The organism is Candidatus Desulfosporosinus nitrosoreducens, from assembly GCF_030954495.1.
In the GTDB taxonomy this organism is placed as follows: Bacteria; Bacillota; Desulfitobacteriia; order Desulfitobacteriales; family Desulfitobacteriaceae; genus Desulfosporosinus; species Desulfosporosinus nitrosoreducens.
The window spans coordinates 1-20376 of sequence record NZ_JAVHUW010000051.1; the positions used below are offsets into that span (position 1 = coordinate 1).

Sequence of the window (20376 nt, forward strand, 5' to 3'; positions counted from 1 at the left end):
TACAATGTCTTTTACAAAACGGTTCCTGAAATCAGAAAAAATGTTAAAGCCTTTCTCAAATCCATAAGCACGAGACCAGAAGCCGTTATTCAAAGGCTATGTTGTAAGTTGTAGTGAAGAATTAATTCAACTTATATAGTACCCAAATTAAAAATTTTCGTCCTACAGCTTATTTTTGTGAATCAAGAATAAACAGAGATGCATCATGCCCCATGAATAGTTTACTTCCGGTATAAAACGTTTTCGATTGAATCTCCCTATATCCTATTTTGGTCATCATATCAATTAGCTCTCTTTGTTCAAATCCGTTATGAACCATATCTGAAACTACTTTTTCATTTTTATTAAAATCCACAATTAGTAAATGTCCGCTTTCTTCTAGAACCTCATATAGTCTTGATAAAACTAATTCAACATCCTTAATATGAAGTAAAACCTGAACCATAAAAATATAGTCGGCATGTAAATCCGCAAGACTATCTTTTTCAAAGTCAAAGCACAATGTAGCCGCCTTCTGTCCATGAGACCCGGAAATTTTTTGTTTTACTTGATTGATCATGTTTGGGGATGTATCCAGAAAAAGCAGCGAATTAAACTCGTTTAACAAGTTCATGCCAACAAGGCCCGTACCGCAGCCAAAATCAATAGCATTCTTGCCTTTAGCATCAACTAAATAGTCACGAATGGCATTTGCTGAAACCTCAGCAACTTGGATTCTTTCAGGCGTGTCATATGTATTCGCTATTATTTCGAATTTATCCGTATTCCCCATGATTACCACTCCAATCTCTCTTCCTAAAGATTCAATCTTATCTGTTTTATCTCTTCAAAGATCACTTTGTCACCTAAGCTCGATAATCCATCACAAATTCATTTTAGCAAGGTTTATACTGGTCAACAAGCAAACCATTTTCGGATGCTTTGAACAGTCAAGAAATACCTCTGGCAACCGTCAGACCTGGGCGGAACAAAAGTCCGGGTTTTATTCATATTCATACAAAATGATACTCTCAATGTAGTTTGTAAATCTCCTCAGTTCCTTCTCCTGCTCTGAGCTTATTTCGCCGGCTTCATACATTCTGCGCACTTCAGAACGCTCCGCGTCCAACACTTTAAACCGCAATTCTTCCTTTTGTACTTCAAACCTGTCGTTATACTGGTCGCCTGTAAGTTTAAATCTCTGCAGCATTTTTTCATAGTCCAGAAGTACAGCATAAACATACTCCGGCTGTTCCTGTGTCTTGGCATATTCCGCCAAACCCGCAACGGCTGCCCGCATAGAGCCTATCTGGATGTCCCTGACAAAATGCAGATTGTCTAAGCCTGAGCTGTCATTCTTGTGCTGTTTACCGCTCAAGCGGCCAAAATTGCGCAGGGTTCGTTTTAAGAAAACCTTTGTTTCGAAAGGTAAATTACTGTTCAGGGCTTCTTCCCGATAATCAAGAAATTGAGTCAGAGTATCGAAAACCGTTATATCGATTTCGTCCTTGGCCAAACGATTGCCGATGTACTTTCTTTGCAGGTTTAAAGCCAGTAAGCGCGCCTCATTGATCTTCTTGTTATAGTGTGCCGCATGCTGCTCGGAAGAGTTCTGCCCCGAAAGATTCCTCTGAAAACTGGCGGTATATTCGTTTATCAGTTGCACGGCCGCAAACTCATTTTCCCCATTGGTTTCCGCTTTGATTTTTTTAATTGCCGACAGCAGGAGTTTATTCTTGGCCCAGGTCAAATCTCCACGCTCCCCGGTCTCTCCGGCAGGTGCTTCCTTTTTGCAGAGCAAGGGTAAAAACAGGGTTGCCAGAATTAAGAGCAGAAGAATGACCCCCGCCGCAATAAAAATAAGCAGCGGACGCTCCGGAAATGTTTCTCCGTTGCCTAAAAAATAGGGCACGGTAAGGACGCCGGCCATGGTCACCGCACCGCGCACACCGGCCAGGGTTGTGATCAGGGCTGTCTTTATTTCCGGCTTTTCAGCACCGCTTTTTTTCCGGAAATAATAATTATAGGCTTTGGTCGCCAAGGACCAGATAAAGCGGATGGCAAGAATGGCAAGCCCGATCACCGTTACATAACCAAAAGCCAGCCCATTGCCCATATCGGGACTGGAAAGGATATCAACCATGGCCGAGGGAATATTCATCCCTAATAATAAAAACACAAAGCCATTTAAAACAAACAAAACCATCGACCAGGTGTTTTCTGTGAGCAGCTGTTCCTCAGCTATGTAGGTTTCCGTATGTTCTCTGACAACAGAGTGGATGATTCCGGCAGTTACAACGGCAATGACTCCCGAAGCGTGCAGAATATCCTCGGTAACGATATAGACGCCAAAGGGAGTCAGAATCTGCAGCAGCGAATGGAACACCGGATCGCTTATCCCGTTATTGCGCAGTCTGAAGCGAACGAAAATTATCAGCAGACCGAGGAATACCCCGGCAGCAGCCCCAATCAGGAAGGTATAAGAAAAATTCAGGACCGCCTCCCTGAGCGAAAAATATCCGGTGACAGCCGCTGCTATGGCATAGTTAAAGGCTACGAGACCGGAGGCATCATTGATCAGCGATTCTCCCCTTACGAGAACCATCACCTTCTCCGGTACCCTTATCCTTTTGGCAATGCCATTGACAGCGACCGGGTCCGTCGGCGACAGAATCGCTGCCAGAGCCAAGGCGCCAGCGATTTGAATACCGGGTATGAGCTGGTTAATTAAATAGCCGCAAAGTACCGTGGTCAGTATGACAAGGATGAAAGCATTGCCAAAGATCTGAGACCTCATTCCCCATAATTCTTCCCGCGAGAAATGCCGGCCATCATTATACAAAAGCGGCGCCACAAATAATAGCAAAAACCATTCCGCGCCGATTTCAAAAGTATAATTGCCCGTGATAAGCGCTGCAATGATTCCAAGGACAATTTGAGTCAGTGCCGTAGGGATAAAGGGAATATAATGACCGACAATATTGGATATCAGAAGTCCAAGCAGCAATAATAAGACAATAGTCAATAAATCCATGATTTTGTCCTCCGCTTATAGTATTAACGGCCGGGTAAGTATTTAATGCCGGAGACACTTATAACTTTTGTCTATTATAAATGCTCCGGCTGTTTCAAACTTCTTATTTTACTATTCCGGAAATCCGATCGTTTTTGAACCGTTATCTCCCTGGGCTAATTTAGGCCGCCTCAAACTGATTGTTATAGAGATCGGCATAAAACCCTTTCCTGGCCAGCAGCTCCTCGTGGCTTCCGCTTTCGATAATATCGCCGTCCTCCATGACCAGAATAAGATCGGCATTTTTGATCGTGGACAGCCGGTGAGCAATGACAAAGGATGTTCTTCCCACCGTGAGCTGATCCATCGCCGCCTGTACCATCCGTTCCGTCCGGGTATCCACCGAACTTGTCGCTTCATCCAGGATTAATAAGGGGGCATCTTGGATCATCGCTCTGGCTATAGTCAGGAGCTGCTTCTGTCCTTCGGAAAGACTTGCCTTATCATTAAGCAGGGTGTCATAGCCTTGGGGCAACGTCTTGATAAAATGATGCAGCCCAACGGTTTGGCAGGCTTTGACGACCTCTTCCTCAGTAACCCCCTGCTTGCTGTAGATGATGTTATCCCTTATCGTGCCCTCAAAAAGCCAGGTGTCCTGCAATACCATGCTGAACTGAGCATGGACATCTTCTCTTGGTATTTCATGAATAGGAACACCATCGATACAGATTTCTCCCGCATCCAACTCATAGAATCTCATCAGCAGATTGACCATGGTTGTCTTTCCCGCTCCTGTCGGTCCAACGATGGCCACCTTCTGTCCTGCTTTGATCTTCGCTGAAAAATCATGAATAACCGGCTTATCCGGGGTATAGCCGAATTTAACCTGCTTGAATTCAACTTCCCCTTGGACACCAACCAGACTGCTTTGTTTTTCCGACTCATTTTCCAGTTCAGCTTCATCCAGGAACTCAAAAACACGCTCACTTGCCGCCGCGGTTCTTTGCAGATTGTTCATGGCCTGGGCGATCTGGGCCAGCGGTTGGGTAAATAAACGGACATACATCATAAAGGCGACAATGACCCCGAAGGTAATTTTCCCCTCCACAGCAAGTGCCGCCCCGACGACACAGACTGCCGCATAGCCCAGGTTTCCCACAAAGTTCATCAGGGGCATCATTAATCCCGACAGAAATTGAGATTTCCAGGCGCTGCTATAGAGATTGGTGTTGCTCTTTTCGAAGTTTTCCTGCGCCTCCCTGCTGCCATTATAGACCTTGACAACATTATGCCCCGTATAAACCTCTTCGATCTGCCCGTTGATGCGGCCCAGCTCTTCCTGTTGTTCCCTGAAGTATTTCTGTGATCCTTTCATAATCACTGTCATCAAAACAACCCCGACAACACTTGCCCCCACGGCAGTCAGAGCCAGAAGCCAGCTATTATAAAACATCATGATCAGAGAACCGATCAGCATGGTCACGGAGGTAATCAGGGTGCCAATACTTTGATTCAGGGTCTGCCCAATGGCATCCACATCATTGGTGACACGGCTTAAGACATCGCCGTAGCTGGTGGAATCAAAATATTTCAGGGGCAGGCGGTTCACTTTCTGTGCAATATCGGTGCGCATCTTCTTGGAAATAATCTGGGTCACCGTTGCCATGATCAGACTCTGCAGATAATTCAAAAGCAGGGAGACGCCATAAAATACGACCAGTATCCAGGCAATCTTCGACACCGCATTCAGATCAATACTTCCCAGCACCGGCTTTCCTTGGATCATGGCCGGAAGACCTTGCATGATCTCGTTGGTTAAATCTTTTAATTTGTCCGGTCCGATAATCTGCAGCACCGTTCCGACTGCCGCCGCTATCAAGGCAATGGCTATGGCCGGCAAATAGTTCCGGCAGTAACCTAACAGTTTGGTCATCGTTCTCTGGAAATTTTGCGGATTTTCCACTGCTCCGCCCAGAGGGTTTCTGCCCATGGGGCCACCCTGCGAAGTTTGTTTTACTCTTGGTTCACTCATGATATCAATTCCTCCTCACTTAACTGGGACATGGCTATTTCTTTATAAACCTCACAGGTCTTCAGCAGCTCTTGGTGAGTGCCTGTGCCCACGACTTTACCTTCATCCAGAACAATAATCTGATCCGCATCTATAATCGTACCGATGCGTTGGGCTACAATCAGGCTGGTTACTCCCGCTGTCTCTTTTTTCAGCGCGGAGCGGAGTATCCGGTCCGTCTTATAATCCAGGGCCGAGAAGCTATCATCAAAAATATAAATTTCCGGTTGGCGGCAAACTGCACGAGCTATCGCTAACCGCTGCTTCTGACCTCCTGAGACATTCGTCCCGCCCTGAGAGATATCCGCTTCATATTGCTTGGCCATTTTTTCGACAAAATCGCTGCCCTGGGCAATTCTTACCGCAGACTCGATTTCTTCAGGCAGCGGTTTTTCCTTGCCGTTGTCACCGTAACCCACATTACTGCTGACTGTTCCCCGAAACATGACTGCTTTCTGCGGAACATAGCCAATCTTATTGTGCAGGGCTTCCTGGTTGTATTCCTTCACATTGATGCCATCGACCAGGACTTCCCCCCCGCTAGCATCATAAAATCTGGGAATCAGGCTGATCAGCGTGCTCTTGCCGCTGCCGGTGGAACCGATCAAGGCAACGGTCTCCCCTTTCTTAGCCGTAAAGCTGATATTTTCCAGAACATAATCGGAAGCTCCCGGATACTTAAAACTGACATTGCGGAATTCAACCTGTCCTTCCATCCCCGGTTTCCCCGCTTTGACCTGTCCGTCGCTCATGGCCGGTTCCGTTTCCAAGACTTCATTGATCCGTTTGGCCGAGACGAAAGCTCTGGGCAGCAGTATAAAAATCATCACCAGCATCATGAAGGACATGATCACCTGCATGGCATAAGAAGAAAACACAACCATGTTGGAAAAGAGGGTCAAACGGTCCACGGCCTCCGCTCCGTTAATGAGATAAGCCCCAATCCAGTAAACCGCCAGGGACAATCCGCTCATCAAGGCTGTCAGCGTCGGCATCATCACAGCCATGCCGCGGTTGGTGTAGAGCTGGGCAGCCGTTAATTCTTCGTTGGCATTGGCAAACTTTTCTTCCTGGTAGTCTTCGGCATTGTAGGCTCTGACCACCCGTAATCCGGTCAGATTCTCTCTTGTGACACGGTTCAGATGATCAATCAGGACCTGCATTTTTTTAAACTTGGGCAGGACAAACATCATAATCAGAGCGATTACGACAGCCATAATTCCTACGGTTACCCCGGTAGCGGCCGTCCACTCGAACCCTTTGCCCGCAATTTTGGTCATGGCCCAGACGACCATGATAGGGGCCTTGATGACTATCTGCAACCCCATCGTAATCAGCAGCTGAACCTGAGTAATATCATTCGTGGAGCGGGTGATCAGGCTATCAGTGGAAAAACGGTTGATTTCTTCCATGGAGAAAGAATCGACCTTGGCAAACAACAGGCTTCTCAGCCGCTGGGAAAAGGAAGCTGCAATTCTGGCGGCAAAAAATCCTACCACGACAGCGGCTGCCAGACTGCCCAGGGCACAAAGCATCATCTTGCCCCCGGCCAGCCAGATGTCTGACATGTCACTTCCCGCTGTCTGGGTGAGTTTGGTAATCTCGGACATATAATCCGGAAGTTTCAAATCCAGCCAGACCTGTGTTACGATGAAGGCCAGGCTGGCGAATACCTGAAGCCACTCTCTCGTTTTCAGACGTTTTAATAATTGAATCACGGTTTTTCCTCCTTTTATAAACCATATTACATACTAATACTATTAGGTATCTGCGGTAAGAGATGCAGTCATGGGTCATGACTGCAGATTAGATAAAATCTTCCGGGCTTTTCTCAGCAAGTTTTTTCATAATCCGGATGTACTCTTTGGCGTCGTCTTCCCCGAGATATTGCAGCATCTTGGTTATATGGCTCATAATCATTTGATGATGCTCGTGGACACGCTCTCTTCCGGCAGCCGTTAAATCAATCAAAATCCTTCTGCGGTCTTCGGCGTCAATCCGGCGTGAAATCAGCCCTTTTCCTTCCAAACTGTTAAGGACTGCGGCAATCCTGGCTGAAGTGGTTCCCATGGCATGACTGATATCACTGGGAATCACATTTCCTTCATGTTCGGAAATATAGGAGAGGACAAAATTTTCACCATGCACGGAATCACTAAGCTGCTTCTGAGGATTTCTGCCCCGCATCTGATACATGACTGCCAAAAGATCACGCGCTAAACGTTCATAATCCATTTTTTTCACCTTCTTGAGCAAACTATTTTGCTAACAATGTTAAGTATATATACTGTTAGGTATTTTGTCAACGCGAATTTTTATTGAAACACGCCTGTTAATATAAAGGAAGAATAGGACCGTGGCAGTGAATTCAACACCTTTAAATGAAAAATTTCAAATGAAACCTTTAAATTCAACACTGATTAAAATGCCTTTTACGTTCGTTCATGCTCCATTGAATCCGGCACCTTCAAAGGCCCGTCTACATATTCTATTAACATAGTTATCAAAGAATGGCCTCCCGCTATCATGACAAATTTAAAGATTAATATTTGGCGGCAATCATTATATATGGTTGCTGTCATTTTTTAGGCTGCTTATGGAAGCGATGAGGCAGCAGGAGACAATTCTTTTCTGAGAATTTCTTGAGGTGGCTCAATTTCATTTGCAATTGTATGTTCAGTAAGTTCGGATAACATTTTTAGTTTTGTATTTATCAATGGTCTCATGCAATTTGGTACATGTTCCTGATGTGCTCTGTGAATTGCCACACATTCTTTACAGTTTCCATGATAACGACATACTTTTTTACATGGACAATGGTCCTTATCTTTATATTCTTCACGAAATTCTGAAGCAAACTCTTCCTGCAAGCGCAATCCTTCTTTTCTGTCACCACGATGAAATGCCTCCATTGCTTCTATTTCCTTGGGATTATTGTCAATAATCATAATAAAAAATTTTCCCTTCAAATTATTATTTATTGAACTGTTTTAACTCCTTCTTATGTCGTCTATAGTCCAATATATTTGAACTTAATGGCTTTTTATGGATTGCCGGTGCTTTTTACATTATTTAATATTTTAAGCTGTAACCGGTCGGTCATCAATTAATCCTATCGCCATAACTCCCCCTATCACACTCACTATCGCGGTCACAAGGTAACTCCAAAGAAGGCCCATACTATCGCCAAGTACTCCGGTTAAAAATGGACCAACGAACATCCCAACACCATACATAGCTTGGAAAAATCCCATGATAGTTGCTCTTTGCTTAGAATCCTCATTTTTCACACTCAGACCCATAAGGAGAGGAAAAACAAGGCCTCTGCCAAATCCACCAATAAACTGTGAAACATATAATACGTTGATATTCCTGATGAATGGAATTGTAGCTGCAGATAATGCGCCTAATATAAAACCAAAAGCAATTGTGTTTTTTTCTCCGAACTTTTTCGTAAAAAAAGTTCCGCTCAGTGCAGAGGAGATAATTCCTGGCAGCGTTGCAACTGCTGTTAAAATACCTAAGTCAAAATCTGAAGCGCCAAGCCTTTTCGCTGCAATAGGAGTAAAGCCAAGAACTGTAGCATATGAAATCAATTGTGACAGCACTCCCAGAAATGTTATCAATAGTAAGTGGTGGGTAAGTCTTATAGAAATCTTAGAGCTCGATCCATTTTGATTCATAAGCGATTCATCCTTTTTTTCCACGACTCCCAAGCTGAGTAAAATACCAATAACCGCCCCGAGTGCAGAAAGAAGGAAGGAATAATTAGCTCCAAATATTTGGGCAACTATCCCTCCAAGTATCATGGCTGCCATTTGCCCGAGATTATTAAATGAATTAAGAATACCTACTGCTTTTGTTACCTCTGCCGAATCAAAATAGGACGAAAATAAAATTGTATAAATAACCCACATCGAAGCTGATAGTCCGGCCAGTGCGCGAAAAAAAAGTAAAGATGATACACTATGGATATACCATGCTCCCATACTGCTTATAAGAGATAATATCAAGCCTGAAATAACGAAAGGTTTACGGTACTTTAGCTTGTCAGATAAAAAACCAATTGGAATACGTGCGAGGCATTGCATTAATCCGTATGAACCTAAAATTAGTCCGACCATTTTCAAAGACGCGCCCATAGACTCCGCATAGGGCGACAGAATTGGTACATAAGTATAGAGTGAAAACCAATAAAAGCTTGTAACAACGCAAAAAAGAGTTGTTCTATGGAAATTTCTCATGATAATCTCATCAGTCTTTATGTTGAGTCAAATAATAGTCCCAATCATTTTCAATGTGTTTTCGTAATAAAGCTTCAACGTTGGAAGAGTTCCCCTTCTGCAAGGCAAACAGAATCTCCTGATGCTCCTCCAAAAAATCTCTTGGCCGGGCATAGGTTTTCAGTTCCATATTTCTCGCTAAAATGATCAAGGAACGAATCCGGTCAATAATGTCACTTAATCTGCGATTTCCACTCGCTTTCACAATCAGATCGTGAAAGGCGGTCGTCAATTCTGCAACCTGTTGAAATTCGCCATTCCCATAGGCCTCTTGCGCTTGGTTTACAAGGTTCTCCATTTCAGCTAATTCTGCGGGCGTAATTTTGCTGGCGGCTAAAAAACCCGCATATGGTTCACTCGCAATCCGGCACTGATAAATCTCTCGAACGTCTTCAATTTCCATGGGATTAACAATTGTCCCGCTCTCGGCCGTTAAGACTAATCCATCTTGCTCAAGCATACGCATCGCTTCACGTACAGGGCTCCGACTCACCCCCAATTCTTGCGAAAGCTTAAGTTCCAAAAGCCTTTCTCCAGGTTTCATCCGGCCTGTAAGAATAGATTCCCTCAGAATTTGATAAACCTGTAAATGAAATGGCAAATTTTTAATGACACTGCTCATTAGAATCATCCTTCCCGGTCGACGGTATACTATGGTTTTTATTCGACGCTCACAGATATTATCCTTCAAGGGAAAAGCACTACAATTGTGAGTGCTTTTCCCTTGCCAAATTTTATTTTAATTCGTTCTCCAGTGTTCCTAGCTTCTCAATCTTAACGGAAACTTTATCCCCCGCTTTAAGCCAAACTTGGTCAGCTTCGGGGTATCCGAGGATAACGCCGCTTGGAGTGCCGGTAAAAATTATATCTCCGGGTTTTAAGGTCATAAACCGGGAAAGATGTGAAATAATTTGCGAACAGTTAAAAATCATATCCTTCGTATTCGAAGACTGACGTTCTTCCCCATTGACAAAACATTCGATCGTGAGGTTATCCGGGTCAGTGACTTCATCCTTTGTCACAATCCAAGGACCAAGCGGAGCGAAACCGTCACAAGTTTTTCCTAAAAGCCATTGGGAGGAACTAAATTGAACGTCACGTGCTGAGAAATCATTCCCGTTGGCATAGCCGAAAACATAAGAAAGAGCTTCTTCTTCCTTAACATTATTAGCTGTTTTTCCCATAACAATAACTAATTCTGCTTCATAGTCAAAGGATTTAGCCGACGCAGGTAATGTGATAACATTTTTATGACCCGACAAAGCATTGTTAAACTTGCTAAAAATAATTGGGGAGCTCGGAAAGGGTGTATTGGTTTCTAAGGCATGTTTTTTGTAATTGATGCCAACGCATAAAATTTTTTCGGGGTTTATGACACAGGGACCGTAGACCAGCGATTCTTCAGATTGAATCACCCCCTCCTTCTCGCAATCATCAGCAATCTTTTTTAAGAGGGATAAGGCCTCTTCTCCTCCCTCAATTGCTTCGGACATTGTGAGGGGGATTGAAAGATTAAAATACTTGGCGGCCTCAAGAAGGTTAATGACTCCCTTTTCTGTTTTTATGCCAAGAATAGGTGTTTTATCTTCAAGGAAAGTAAGTAGTTTCATCGGGTAAATCTCCTTTAAATTGTTACTTTGCGGCAAATAATTTGCCCCAGCCCTCAATGATGTTTGGATCTATCCCGACCATCTTCAAGGTTTTCCATACCGTAACCGCAGTACTATCATAAACTGTGATTCCATAAGCTCTTTCCAATTGTTCAACTTGCCATGTCGATCTTAAATTAGTACAGATAATGCTAATTCCGTCTGCTGGGGCAACGCTTACTTCTTTACATAGCTGATTTATTTGTTCAGGAGTAATTAAAGCGAAAGAGCGATTGATCGTTTGATTCAGGCCACGAACATTAATCACCTGGTACCCGCACTTTTCATACTGTTTGGCGATCAATTCATCAATTGAAGGAATATAGGGCGTAACCATATGGAGTTTTTGCACGTTGTTTTCTTTAAAAGCGTCAAGCATGGCCAGCATAGAAGTTATCGCGGGAATTCCGGTTGCTTCCGTAATTTTTTCACACAACATACGATCAAATTCAAAACCTACCCAGCCCCCTGAAGTCCCATTCCAGGCGATGGCATCGACATCCGCATGAGCCAGCAATTCAGCTGCCCGGAGAAAGGGATCTAAGTCGAACTGAGATAAGGCCTCTTTTTCTAAAGAGATTTTGGTTACCACCAAACGGGAATAATGCATTGTAACTTGATCTTCTAACCCGGAAACCATTCTTGAACAAATCGGTTCAAGTGCAGTATTTGAAGATGGAGTAAGCATTCCAATCTTCTTTTGTTCAGTTGGGTCAAACATGGTTTTTGGCATGATTGAATTCCTCCATTTCATAATCCTTATTTGCTATTATAAGTCTAATTGCTAGGCAATTGTAATAAAGAAGCAAAGCGCAGCTCAATATTTATAGCACTTAAGCCTTTTTCGCCGCTCTTTTTAAAAACTTGCCCATCCCTGCTTGACCGATAAACTTTCCCTTTTCAACGATAAGTTGCCCACGAAGCAAAACGCTCTCAACTTTTCCCATTAAGTTAAACCCTTCATAGGGGGTATAATCTGATTTTTGGCATTGATTATTGGCCGAAATTACCTGCTCAACCTTTGGATCGACAATCACAATATCTGCATCACTGCCCGGCGCCAATGTCCCTTTTTGTGGATATAAGCCAAAAATCTTCGCTGGATTGGTTGCTACAAGTTCTACAAAGCGAGATAGCTCTATCCCTCTTTCCTGACAGAAGTGATACATGAGCATATAACGGTGTTCAATTCCCGGTGCACCATTAGGTATTTTACGATAGTCCTGCCTGCCAAGTTGTTTATGCGTTGAATAAGAAAAGCCATTATGATCCGAAGAAATTATATCAATATCCGTGCCTAATACGCCCTGCCACAACCCTTGACGGTTTTCTTCACTCCGAAGAGGCGGCGATAATACGAATTTTGCACTCTCATAAGAATCTTTTTGATAATTTTCATTTGTTAAGAGCAAGTAATGGGGACAGCTTTCCCCGTAAACCTCCAATCCTTTCGCTTTAGCTGCACCGACAAGTTTTCGCCCTTGCTCCGTGCTAATATGCGCGATTAGAGTTGGGCAACCTGTCAACTCAGCGAGTGCTAAAGCCCGCTGGATTGCTTCTGCTTCCGTAATAGCCGGACGGCTCTTTGGATGATAGTATGGCTCAACGTTGCCGTTTAAGATAGTTTTCTCCTGTAAGTAGTCGATCATATCCTTATTTTCGGCATGGATGCATGCATTGCAGCCCTGACGTTTCAGTTCTTCCATAAATCTAAGGAGGTCTTTGTCGCGCAGGGCGATATCGTTAGCCATAAAAAGCTTAAACGAAGTTATCCCGTCTTTTGCTAATTTTTCAATGTCCCGGATTGTAGTTTCGTTCGGCTCGGTCACTATAACGTGGAAACCATAATCAATAGCGGAACTTCTTGCCGCTTTGGACTTCCAGTCGGTAATTGTCTTTTGCAGGAGCTGACCTTTTTCCTGAAGAACATAATCCAGCATCGTGGTAGTCCCACCCCTTGCGGCTGCAATCGTTTCCGTATCATAACCGGCAGAGAGACTGCCATCGGAACACGGAACATCCATGTGAACATGGGCATCTATCCCCCCGGGGAAGACCCACTTATCGGTTGCATCGATTATTACATCGGCTTTTTCAATAATTTTGGACCCAACAAGCACAATCTTATCATCTTCGATCCATAGATCTCCTTTAAATTGATCACTTGAGGTAGTTATTCGCCCGTTTTTAATCAAAACTGTCGTCATTTTTCATCACTCCCGAGTATCACGTAGGGGTTATTAGACTCTTTGAGCCAAAAGAGCAGCTAAGGCTGTTGGTAAGCCTTTATTCGGTTTGACGGGCGGTCGGGCAAAACTCCCGCTTACAGCTATGCCAGGGTTCAGTTCTATCAGAGACTCACAATGACGCACCGCACTGGAAACTCCGTCAACGACCGGAACCGGCAACTGGCCCTGAAGGCTGCGTGCAAGACCAGCAAGAGGAGCTCCGGCCAAAATAATCACATCTGCACCATCTTGTTCAACGGCCTCTTTAGCCAGCTCTTTTAAACGTTCGGCATGATCTTCCTGCACCGTCCCGATGTCCCGCAATGGATCATTCAATGAGCGGATGCTGGCAAGACGTGTGGACAAATGGCTCCGCTCTACGCATTCCTGGTACCATGCTTTGATCCGAGACGAAATAGCGATAATTGAGAAACGTTGGCCCAAGAGGCAGGCAGACGCCAGGGCAGCTTCCGTCATCCCCACTACAGGAACATTCAGCAGTTCCTTGATTCCCAAGAGTCCCGGATCACCGAAAGCCGCAATAACTACGCCGTCGTATTCCCCTTGATGTTCAGCCGCAACACAAGCTGAGGCATAACCACCGATTAGAGCTTCCATTCGAGTTTCTATATAAGCCACCCCAAAGGGAGCCGTCGCGAATATTAAGTCTGTTCCTGGAGAAGCTGCCCGACGCGCTTCCTGAGCAATAAGCTCAGTTACACTTTCTGAAATGTTGGGATTAATAACGAGAACGCGCATAATATGATCACACTTCCTTTGCTTTCATCTTTGAGCCGAATTTGTCGCTTGATTTAACTTATCCAAAACGTGTTGACAAGCAGCCCGCGAACTGAAAGTTCACAGGCTGCTTTTATTAATTTGTCAAACTACTCCGATTTTCTTTTCGTAATTGATGATTGCGCCGGATAAAGCCAGTAGTAGACCTGCTATAGTAAATATCATGAGGCCTGCATAGAAAGAACCTGTAAATTGCACAATTAAACCAATGTAAATGGGAGTAATAACACCAGCAATATTACCGGCTAAGTTCATACATCCACCGATGACACCCACGTGTTGGCGTTGAGCGATCGCGGCCGGAACACTCCAAAAAATACCTGCCCAGCGGAGGAAGAATAAAGCAATTGTTAAGAGGCTGATGGCCATTGTTAAAGAGGCCGTTTTGGCGAGCAAGAAGATAGCAATTGAAGTTCCGATCCCTGCAATTGCGAAGATCGTTCTCATAACTGTGTTGTACTTACCACCCTTTTCTCGCCATTTATCCGCTAATATACCGCCGGTTAACTCACCGATGAATCCAAAACCGAAGATAATTAGTGTAGAGAAACCGATGCTTGATATGTTAATGTGCTGGGTTTTAGCAAGGAAAGTTGGACCCCAAGTGAGCAACCCATAGAATACCGTATTAAAGGAAAACCAGCCCAAACACATTCCCCAGAAGTTACGACTTTGCAAATATTGCTTGGCACCTATTTCAATTTTCGCTTCTTTCTGAGCAGCTTCATACTCTTCCTTGAGTGCACTTTGGATATATTGTCTTTCAGCCGCGTTCACACGTTTATTCGTATCTGGGTCTCCTTTAATGACAAAGTAGCAAATGATACCAACGATGATTGTCATCAAACCTGCACCAATAAGGGCCCCGCGCCAACCGCCAAACCAGGCCATGAAGGCAACAATTATCGGTCCGCCAATAGCCGATCCTAAAGGAGCACCACCATCAACAATCGTGGCCCCTCTTGCTCTTTCTTTACTCGGAAGCCACTTGCCCTGTAATTTTGCACCAGCAGTCATAACCGGAGATTCGGTCACTCCTAAGAGAGCGCGTAAAGCCATGAGCACTCCGCTGCTAGAAGCGAAACCGGTTAGAGTTTGTGCCAGGCCCCAGCCTATTGCGGAACCCAGAACGACCTTTTCTGTGCGGTACTTATCCAGTAAGAATCCCGCGGGAATTTGCATGGCGGCATAACCCCAAAAGAACGAACTGAGAATAACCCCTGTAATAGCTGCATTCAAGTGTAAATCTTTTTGAATTTGCGGCATAGCGACTGATAAAACTGCACGGTCTACATAGTTAATGGTCGCTAAGACAAGTACCGCGATAAAAATGTACCAACGGACACTGGTTCGTTTCACAATATTATTTTTATTGTACTCTTCCATTATTTTAGATTTAGTTGACATAGCTTAGCCCCCCGTTTCTTAAAGAATGGTGGAATTATTCTCGCTTCAGTTTCAAAGTAAAAATAAGGGCTTATAATATCATCATCAAACCATGGAACAGCAAGAAAGCAAACCACAACCCATCTCTAATTCCTCCTTATTAATTATTTGTAAACTGTCGACAGTCAACTGTATATCTACTTATTCGGTGTTCTATATCAAAATCCTTCAACCTTTTTTGAAATTCTGAAAAGATTTATTTCGGGCTTTCCATAGAGCTCAAGCAATTTATTTGCATATGAAAAAAACACAGTTCCCGCCCAAGGGATACTGTGTCTTTAAGCTCAATCGGGTATTAGTTCATAGTGAACCTTCCCCCAAAACCACTCTAAAAAACTTCACATGGAAACAGGACCAATTTCTGGAGACCCTCATCACAGCATCAATGTAATAAAAAACAGGGCCGCTGCTCATGGAATCGATGAGGATACTCCAGGTTAAACATTCGGAATTACGCCTAGTGTTTAAACCTGCCTATTCTTTTCTGCTTGTCTAATAAGCACATTTTTATGGACAAGCGAATAAGATTAGATGGAGGGTGATAATTATGACTCAGCAATTTTCTTTACCGACCCCAACCAGGTACTTTATGACCGCCTCTGGTACAGAAGGACACAGCAAGTTAAATGCTTTTGATAATGCTTTACTTGCTGCCAAGATTGGGAACTTAAACCTGTTACGTGTAAGTTCCATCTTGCCGCCAGGTTGCCTATTTGTGCCAAACCTAAAGATACCGGAAGGTTCGCTTGTACCGGTAGCCTATGGGAGCATTATTAGCGATATTCCTGGAAAAATCATCTCCGCGGCAATGGCTATTGGTTTTGCTAAGAAAGACACCTATGGAGTGATTATGGAATACACCGGGGAATGTGGTGCTGAAGAAGCTGAGAGAACCATTACGGAAATGGTTGAAAAGGCTTTTTTTATTCGCCAAATGGATTTGAAAGATATTAAAACGGTAGCAGTAGAGCATCAAATCGTAAAAATAGGCTGTGCATTTGCTGCAATACCAATGTGGTATTAATAAAATTGTTAGCTGACATTATAACAAAATAATAATACTAATAAATAATAGCGTTTCTTAGAGGAGTGCTATTATTTATTTTTAATCCAGTCCCCATTTTCCTTTGCCCAGGCAAGATAGGAAAACTTAAAGACCACCTCACCGAATTTTCTATCACACGACACCTCATTCCATTCAGTTATACTAATTCAGCCAGTATCCTTTCACCTCAACCCGCCCAACCAACCTTCGCAAGGGTCCTAATTTGGGAAAGCGTCGAAAAAGGCACCAAACGGTAATCCCAACGCTGATGGCGCGGTAAATCTACACTTCTGCTACAACTCTACAGGGAAGCCCGGTTACATTTTGGAGATTGAGTGGAAAACAATATACCTTAAATATTTCTTTATTTATTAATTCAAGATTAGCCAGATTCTCTACTATGAATAGATTATTTTTCCCACAATAAATATCTGCCTTTATGTGATCTCTTGCATTTTTTATTGCAGGAGTATCAATGCCGATAAGTCCAACTTTTTTGGAAATCAAATAATTTATAGTACTATCTGCCAATTCAGGGTAATCTTTAGAATACTCTTCGGTTCCAAATGTTTTTTCTTTTAGCCACCCTGTCCTAAATATCAAAAAGTCTCCCTCGTTTAGGCCAATTGAGTTAAAATCTTCAGGTATTATTTGCCTATCTCTAATTTCTTCAACAGTCACAAGCTTTCCCACAGTAACACATTTTTTCAAATCATAATCTACATACATAGAATCGTAATGTGTACCATAATGGCATAAATCCGATACTGATTTAGAATTAATATCTAATTCGATTTTTAAAGTCAAGTCAATTAACATAAATCTATTCCTCCTGTATTTTCTTCAACCATAGATTATCTATGAAGCACCTCGAAATACCGCCGATTTGAGTTGGCCGGATTTGGCTGGAATTTATACAGCCAAGCGCCGACTACAAACGATACTTGCGCGAAATTAGAACTTTGTAAAGTAAATAATTCTGATGATACTTATACTATACTCTTATAATTTTCTTGCTTTGACTACAAGAGTTACAGGAAGCATCTTTGCTTTTTTCGCAAATTCGCTATTATTGTTTTGCATAATTTCATCATCAGATTGCTCAATCATTTGCTCAATGACAAATCCCGCTTTTGCCAAGGCATTCACATAGGTTGACAGCTTACGATCCGATAATGTCAGCGTACCTTCATCAAAAGATACCGAATACCAAGATTCATCGAAATAACACTTTTTAAAAGTAAGCATATCATTTTCCGCAGCAACACATTTGTGTATAGGATGCGACCAACTGAAAATAAATATGCCGTCTTTTTTAAGGTAAGAAGCAATCCGGCCAAAAGTACCCTCAAGGTCGGTGGTCCAGCCTATGGCATAAATCGAATAAACAAAGTCAAAGTAATCCACTGGTATGCCACATTCTTCTTCCATGGGGGAACAAATCAATTTTGCTGAAAGGCCGCATGCCGTCAAATGTTGCGTTGCCTTGGCAATTTGTTTTTCTGATATATCCATACCCCACAGTTCAGATGCTTTACGTTCCCCCTGATATTGCAAGGAATGACCGGTTCCACAGCCTATCTCCAGCATCTTTTTTCCTGAGACATCGCCAAAAAGTTGGCATTTTTCTTCTGAGACAAATGCTCCATAGAAAGGGAGTGTGGTTGCTCCTAGGATGTCATTTCCTTTTGTGTCCCAAAAAATGCTGTTTGTTTTATGAATAGAATTTTTGTCCATGTCGACTGATATTGCGCTGCCAGCCTCACCAGCGCCTATAATGTTTGTTCTATCAACAGAATTCTTGTTCATGCCGACACACTCCCCAAATATGAATACTCTTTAGTTCGGAATATGCTACAATCGCGTAGTAATTAACCGCCACTGATTATCTTAAAATTCAACACACTTTCTGGTAAATCCTTCTATATTCGAATAAAAAAGCATTTTATCCCCATGAAGAAAACTTGATTCAGGTGGAGCTTTAACTCCATCTGAATCTTAGTCGCACTTATCCAGGGACTTAGCCGCTCTCAACTCACCGCTTGCAGAAACGGGAGTCTTAGAGCGGATTAGTCATCAGATAAAGCAAAAAAGACCAGATCATCTCATTGATCTGGCTCTAAATCTAGTAACACATTTAATTGAATCCAAGACAATTAGCTGATTGAATAAATTACCATGCCCATTACCATAAATTACATTCACGGTCTTTAAGGTACCCTGACACTGTGAACGTTTTACATCGTCTCTGGCTGGCATCCACCGAACTGCCTTCATAGCTCTGATGCCTTCAACTTCAGCTGTCCCACAATACACAGCAGTAGCAAAGGCATCAGTCCTTCTAAACTAACTGTAGGCTTTCAATTTCAAAAATGCTTATACTAAAACGAATTCCATCCTTGGTATGCACCCATTTTTCAGGGAGAACTCAGGATATTAATCTAATTTACCAAGACGTCTGAGCATAGTTTTTTCTACCGCATTAACAATATTTTCATATCCGGTGCAGCGGCAAAGATGACCCGAAAGCAGCTTTCTTAACTGATCTCTGGTATATTCCTTACCTGTTTCCAGTATTTCAACGGCAGTCATAATAAATCCCGGCGTACAGAAGCCGCATTGGATAGCCGTTTCATCTATAAATGACTGCTGAATGTCCGAAAGCTCCCCATTAGGTCCAAGAAGACTTTCCAGCGTGCGGACCTTCTTGCCTTCTGCCCATACAGCAAGGTAAATACAAGAATTAAAGCATTCTCCATCGATAATCACGTTACAGGCTCCGCACTCGCCAACTTCACAGCCTTTTTTTACTGAGGTGAGGCGATAATCGTTTCTCAGCATATCGGTAAGTGAGGCGCGGACATCGACCATGGTTTCAACGTCCTTGCCGTTAATGTTGCATTTCACCAGTTTATATTGCGCTGACATTAAATCTCACCTCCAGACAATCGGACGGCTTCAATTAAGCAGCGCTCTGCCAGTTCCACGGCAATGTGCTGACGGAATGCTTTGGAAGCACGCCAGCTGTCGCGGGGATTGATATCCTCAAGAACGGCAGCTGCAAAGGCCTTCACTGTCTCACTGCTTACAGGCTGACCATTTGCTTTAACTTCCGCCGAAGGGCAGCGCATCGGAACAGGACCGGCAACGCCATAAGCTATCCGCGCCTTGATGATCGTTTTTTTGTCCTCTGAAAGCTTAACATTGACGGAACAGCCTGTCGTCGCAATATCCATGGCATTTCTCATGGCATACTTGATATAGTGCCCTTTATAGCCTGCGTAGCTTTCCTTCGGAATGATAATAGCGGTCTGGATTTCTCCCGCCCTTATATCTACAACACCTGCTTTAAGGTAGAATTCCTTGATGGGAACTCTTCTGACCCCTTCAGGGCCTGTGAGCTCGATAATTGCCTCCCAGGCATGCAGGGTGGAAGCAGAGTCTGCCGAGGTAACACCATTGCAGGTATTGCCGCCTATGGTGCCGATGTTTCGCACCTGAGGACCTCCGATCATATCGACAGCTTCACCAAGAACATTGATGTGTTTTTGAATGATTTCATGTTTGGTAATGTGGGAAAAGCTGGTTAAGGAGCCGATTCTGATGGCTTCATTCTCATCAATCCTGATTCCTCTCATCTCGTCAATCATATAGATACTGATTAATTCTTTGCCGGCACGTTTCCCTTCACGCATCTGGACCAAAACGTCACTGCCGCCTGCGATAATATCTGCTTCGGGGTGCGCAAGTCTTAACTCAACAGCTTCCCGGATGCTGCCGGCTTCATATAATGCTTTAATATCGTACATAATAACTCCTTTCATGCCCGGGGTTTCCGGGCATCATTGTCTAGTCAATTCGCTG

At 43.5% G+C, this 20376-nt stretch carries 18 protein-coding genes; 1 reads left to right on the top strand and 17 read right to left on the bottom strand.

What is annotated here, in order from left to right:
• Positions 1 to 169: 169 nt before the first annotated feature.
• From REC12_RS12105 to REC12_RS12165, 13 genes are all read right to left on the bottom strand, one after another.
• On the bottom strand, positions 170 to 772 hold the full coding sequence (locus REC12_RS12105) for a class I SAM-dependent methyltransferase (RefSeq protein WP_308894756.1): 603 nt from the start codon (positions 770 to 772) through the stop codon (positions 170 to 172).
• 210 nt (positions 773 to 982) lie between these two features.
• Complete coding sequence (locus REC12_RS12110) at positions 983 to 3013, bottom strand: Na+/H+ antiporter (RefSeq protein ID WP_308894758.1); 2031 nt, start codon at positions 3011 to 3013, stop codon at positions 983 to 985.
• A gap of 160 nt (positions 3014 to 3173) precedes the next feature.
• Complete coding sequence (locus tag REC12_RS12115) at positions 3174 to 5024, bottom strand: ABC transporter ATP-binding protein (RefSeq protein WP_308894760.1); 1851 nt, start codon at positions 5022 to 5024, stop codon at positions 3174 to 3176.
• On the bottom strand, positions 5021 to 6781 hold the full coding sequence (locus tag REC12_RS12120; RefSeq protein ID WP_308894762.1) for an ABC transporter ATP-binding protein: 1761 nt from the start codon (positions 6779 to 6781) through the stop codon (positions 5021 to 5023). The genes REC12_RS12115 and REC12_RS12120 overlap by 4 nt, the downstream gene beginning before the upstream one ends.
• Before the next feature lie 88 nt (positions 6782 to 6869).
• On the bottom strand, positions 6870 to 7298 hold the full coding sequence (locus tag REC12_RS12125; RefSeq protein WP_308894763.1) for a MarR family winged helix-turn-helix transcriptional regulator: 429 nt from the start codon (positions 7296 to 7298) through the stop codon (positions 6870 to 6872).
• Between the two features lie 359 nt (positions 7299 to 7657).
• Positions 7658 to 8011 (bottom strand): LPS biosynthesis protein, encoded by a 354-nt coding sequence (locus tag REC12_RS12130; RefSeq protein WP_308894765.1) that lies wholly within the window; start codon positions 8009 to 8011, stop codon positions 7658 to 7660.
• A gap of 132 nt (positions 8012 to 8143) precedes the next feature.
• Positions 8144 to 9307 (bottom strand): MFS transporter, encoded by a 1164-nt coding sequence (locus REC12_RS12135; RefSeq protein ID WP_308894767.1) that lies wholly within the window; start codon positions 9305 to 9307, stop codon positions 8144 to 8146.
• A 10-nt stretch (positions 9308 to 9317) separates the two neighbouring features.
• Positions 9318 to 9968, bottom strand: a complete 651-nt coding sequence (locus REC12_RS12140; protein WP_308894769.1) for a GntR family transcriptional regulator — start codon at positions 9966 to 9968, stop codon at positions 9318 to 9320.
• 112 nt (positions 9969 to 10080) lie between these two features.
• Entirely contained in the window at positions 10081 to 10956 is an 876-nt protein-coding gene (locus tag REC12_RS12145) for a fumarylacetoacetate hydrolase family protein (protein ID WP_308894771.1), read from the bottom strand.
• A 22-nt stretch (positions 10957 to 10978) separates the two neighbouring features.
• A complete protein-coding gene (locus REC12_RS12150) occupies positions 10979 to 11728 on the bottom strand; it encodes a maleate cis-trans isomerase family protein (protein WP_308894775.1) in 750 nt (249 codons plus the stop codon).
• 100 nt (positions 11729 to 11828) lie between these two features.
• Complete coding sequence (gene hydA, locus REC12_RS12155; RefSeq protein WP_308894778.1) at positions 11829 to 13202, bottom strand: dihydropyrimidinase; 1374 nt, start codon at positions 13200 to 13202, stop codon at positions 11829 to 11831.
• Between the two features lie 33 nt (positions 13203 to 13235).
• Positions 13236 to 13982 (bottom strand): aspartate/glutamate racemase family protein, encoded by a 747-nt coding sequence (locus tag REC12_RS12160; protein ID WP_308894779.1) that lies wholly within the window; start codon positions 13980 to 13982, stop codon positions 13236 to 13238.
• 123 nt (positions 13983 to 14105) lie between these two features.
• Complete coding sequence (locus tag REC12_RS12165; protein WP_308894780.1) at positions 14106 to 15428, bottom strand: MFS transporter; 1323 nt, start codon at positions 15426 to 15428, stop codon at positions 14106 to 14108.
• Between the two features lie 586 nt (positions 15429 to 16014).
• Between REC12_RS12165 and REC12_RS12170 the strand changes: the two genes are divergently transcribed.
• Positions 16015 to 16491 (top strand): pyruvoyl-dependent arginine decarboxylase, encoded by a 477-nt coding sequence (locus REC12_RS12170; RefSeq protein ID WP_308894782.1) that lies wholly within the window; start codon positions 16015 to 16017, stop codon positions 16489 to 16491.
• A gap of 303 nt (positions 16492 to 16794) precedes the next feature.
• On the opposite strand, the gene REC12_RS12175 is transcribed toward REC12_RS12170, so the two are convergent.
• The 4 genes from REC12_RS12175 to xdhB all read right to left on the bottom strand — a co-directional run bounded on the left by REC12_RS12175 (position 16795) and on the right by xdhB (position 20321).
• Positions 16795 to 17331 (bottom strand): cyclase family protein, encoded by a 537-nt coding sequence (locus REC12_RS12175; protein WP_308894783.1) that lies wholly within the window; start codon positions 17329 to 17331, stop codon positions 16795 to 16797.
• A 183-nt stretch (positions 17332 to 17514) separates the two neighbouring features.
• The gene (locus REC12_RS12180; RefSeq protein ID WP_308894785.1) at positions 17515 to 18321 is read right to left on the bottom strand and encodes a class I SAM-dependent methyltransferase; all 807 of its coding nucleotides are present in this window, start codon (positions 18319 to 18321) and stop codon (positions 17515 to 17517) included.
• Between the two features lie 627 nt (positions 18322 to 18948).
• Positions 18949 to 19440 carry a xanthine dehydrogenase subunit XdhC gene (gene xdhC, locus REC12_RS12185; RefSeq protein ID WP_308894786.1) on the bottom strand — a complete coding sequence of 164 codons (492 nt, stop codon included), beginning with the start codon at positions 19438 to 19440 and terminating at the stop codon, positions 18949 to 18951.
• Positions 19440 to 20321, bottom strand: coding sequence for a xanthine dehydrogenase subunit XdhB (xdhB, locus tag REC12_RS12190; RefSeq protein WP_308894788.1), 882 nt, complete (start codon positions 20319 to 20321; stop codon positions 19440 to 19442). The genes xdhC and xdhB overlap by 1 nt, the downstream gene beginning before the upstream one ends.
• Positions 20322 to 20376: the final 55 nt, after the last annotated feature.

Excerpts from the sequence above, each read along its gene's own strand:
- REC12_RS12105 (WP_308894756.1), bottom strand. The coding sequence starts at position 772 with ATGGGGAATACGGATAAATTCGAAATAATAGCGAATACATATGACACG.
- REC12_RS12110 (WP_308894758.1), bottom strand. The coding sequence starts at position 3,013 with ATGGATTTATTGACTATTGTCTTATTATTGCTGCTTGGACTTCTGATA.
- REC12_RS12115 (WP_308894760.1), bottom strand. The coding sequence starts at position 5,024 with ATGAGTGAACCAAGAGTAAAACAAACTTCGCAGGGTGGCCCCATGGGC.
- REC12_RS12125 (WP_308894763.1), bottom strand. The coding sequence starts at position 7,298 with ATGGATTATGAACGTTTAGCGCGTGATCTTTTGGCAGTCATGTATCAG.
- REC12_RS12130 (WP_308894765.1), bottom strand. The coding sequence starts at position 8,011 with ATGATTATTGACAATAATCCCAAGGAAATAGAAGCAATGGAGGCATTT.
- REC12_RS12135 (WP_308894767.1), bottom strand. The coding sequence starts at position 9,307 with ATGAGAAATTTCCATAGAACAACTCTTTTTTGCGTTGTTACAAGCTTT.
- REC12_RS12140 (WP_308894769.1), bottom strand. The coding sequence starts at position 9,968 with ATGAGCAGTGTCATTAAAAATTTGCCATTTCATTTACAGGTTTATCAA.
- REC12_RS12145 (WP_308894771.1), bottom strand. The coding sequence starts at position 10,956 with ATGAAACTACTTACTTTCCTTGAAGATAAAACACCTATTCTTGGCATA.
- REC12_RS12150 (WP_308894775.1), bottom strand. The coding sequence starts at position 11,728 with ATGCCAAAAACCATGTTTGACCCAACTGAACAAAAGAAGATTGGAATG.
- hydA (WP_308894778.1), bottom strand. The coding sequence starts at position 13,202 with ATGACGACAGTTTTGATTAAAAACGGGCGAATAACTACCTCAAGTGAT.
- REC12_RS12160 (WP_308894779.1), bottom strand. The coding sequence starts at position 13,982 with ATGCGCGTTCTCGTTATTAATCCCAACATTTCAGAAAGTGTAACTGAG.
- REC12_RS12165 (WP_308894780.1), bottom strand. The coding sequence starts at position 15,428 with ATGTCAACTAAATCTAAAATAATGGAAGAGTACAATAAAAATAATATT.
- REC12_RS12170 (WP_308894782.1), top strand. The coding sequence starts at position 16,015 with ATGACTCAGCAATTTTCTTTACCGACCCCAACCAGGTACTTTATGACC.
- REC12_RS12175 (WP_308894783.1), bottom strand. The coding sequence starts at position 17,331 with ATGTTAATTGACTTGACTTTAAAAATCGAATTAGATATTAATTCTAAA.
- REC12_RS12180 (WP_308894785.1), bottom strand. The coding sequence starts at position 18,321 with ATGAACAAGAATTCTGTTGATAGAACAAACATTATAGGCGCTGGTGAG.
- xdhC (WP_308894786.1), bottom strand. The coding sequence starts at position 19,440 with ATGTCAGCGCAATATAAACTGGTGAAATGCAACATTAACGGCAAGGAC.
- xdhB (WP_308894788.1), bottom strand. The coding sequence starts at position 20,321 with ATGTACGATATTAAAGCATTATATGAAGCCGGCAGCATCCGGGAAGCT.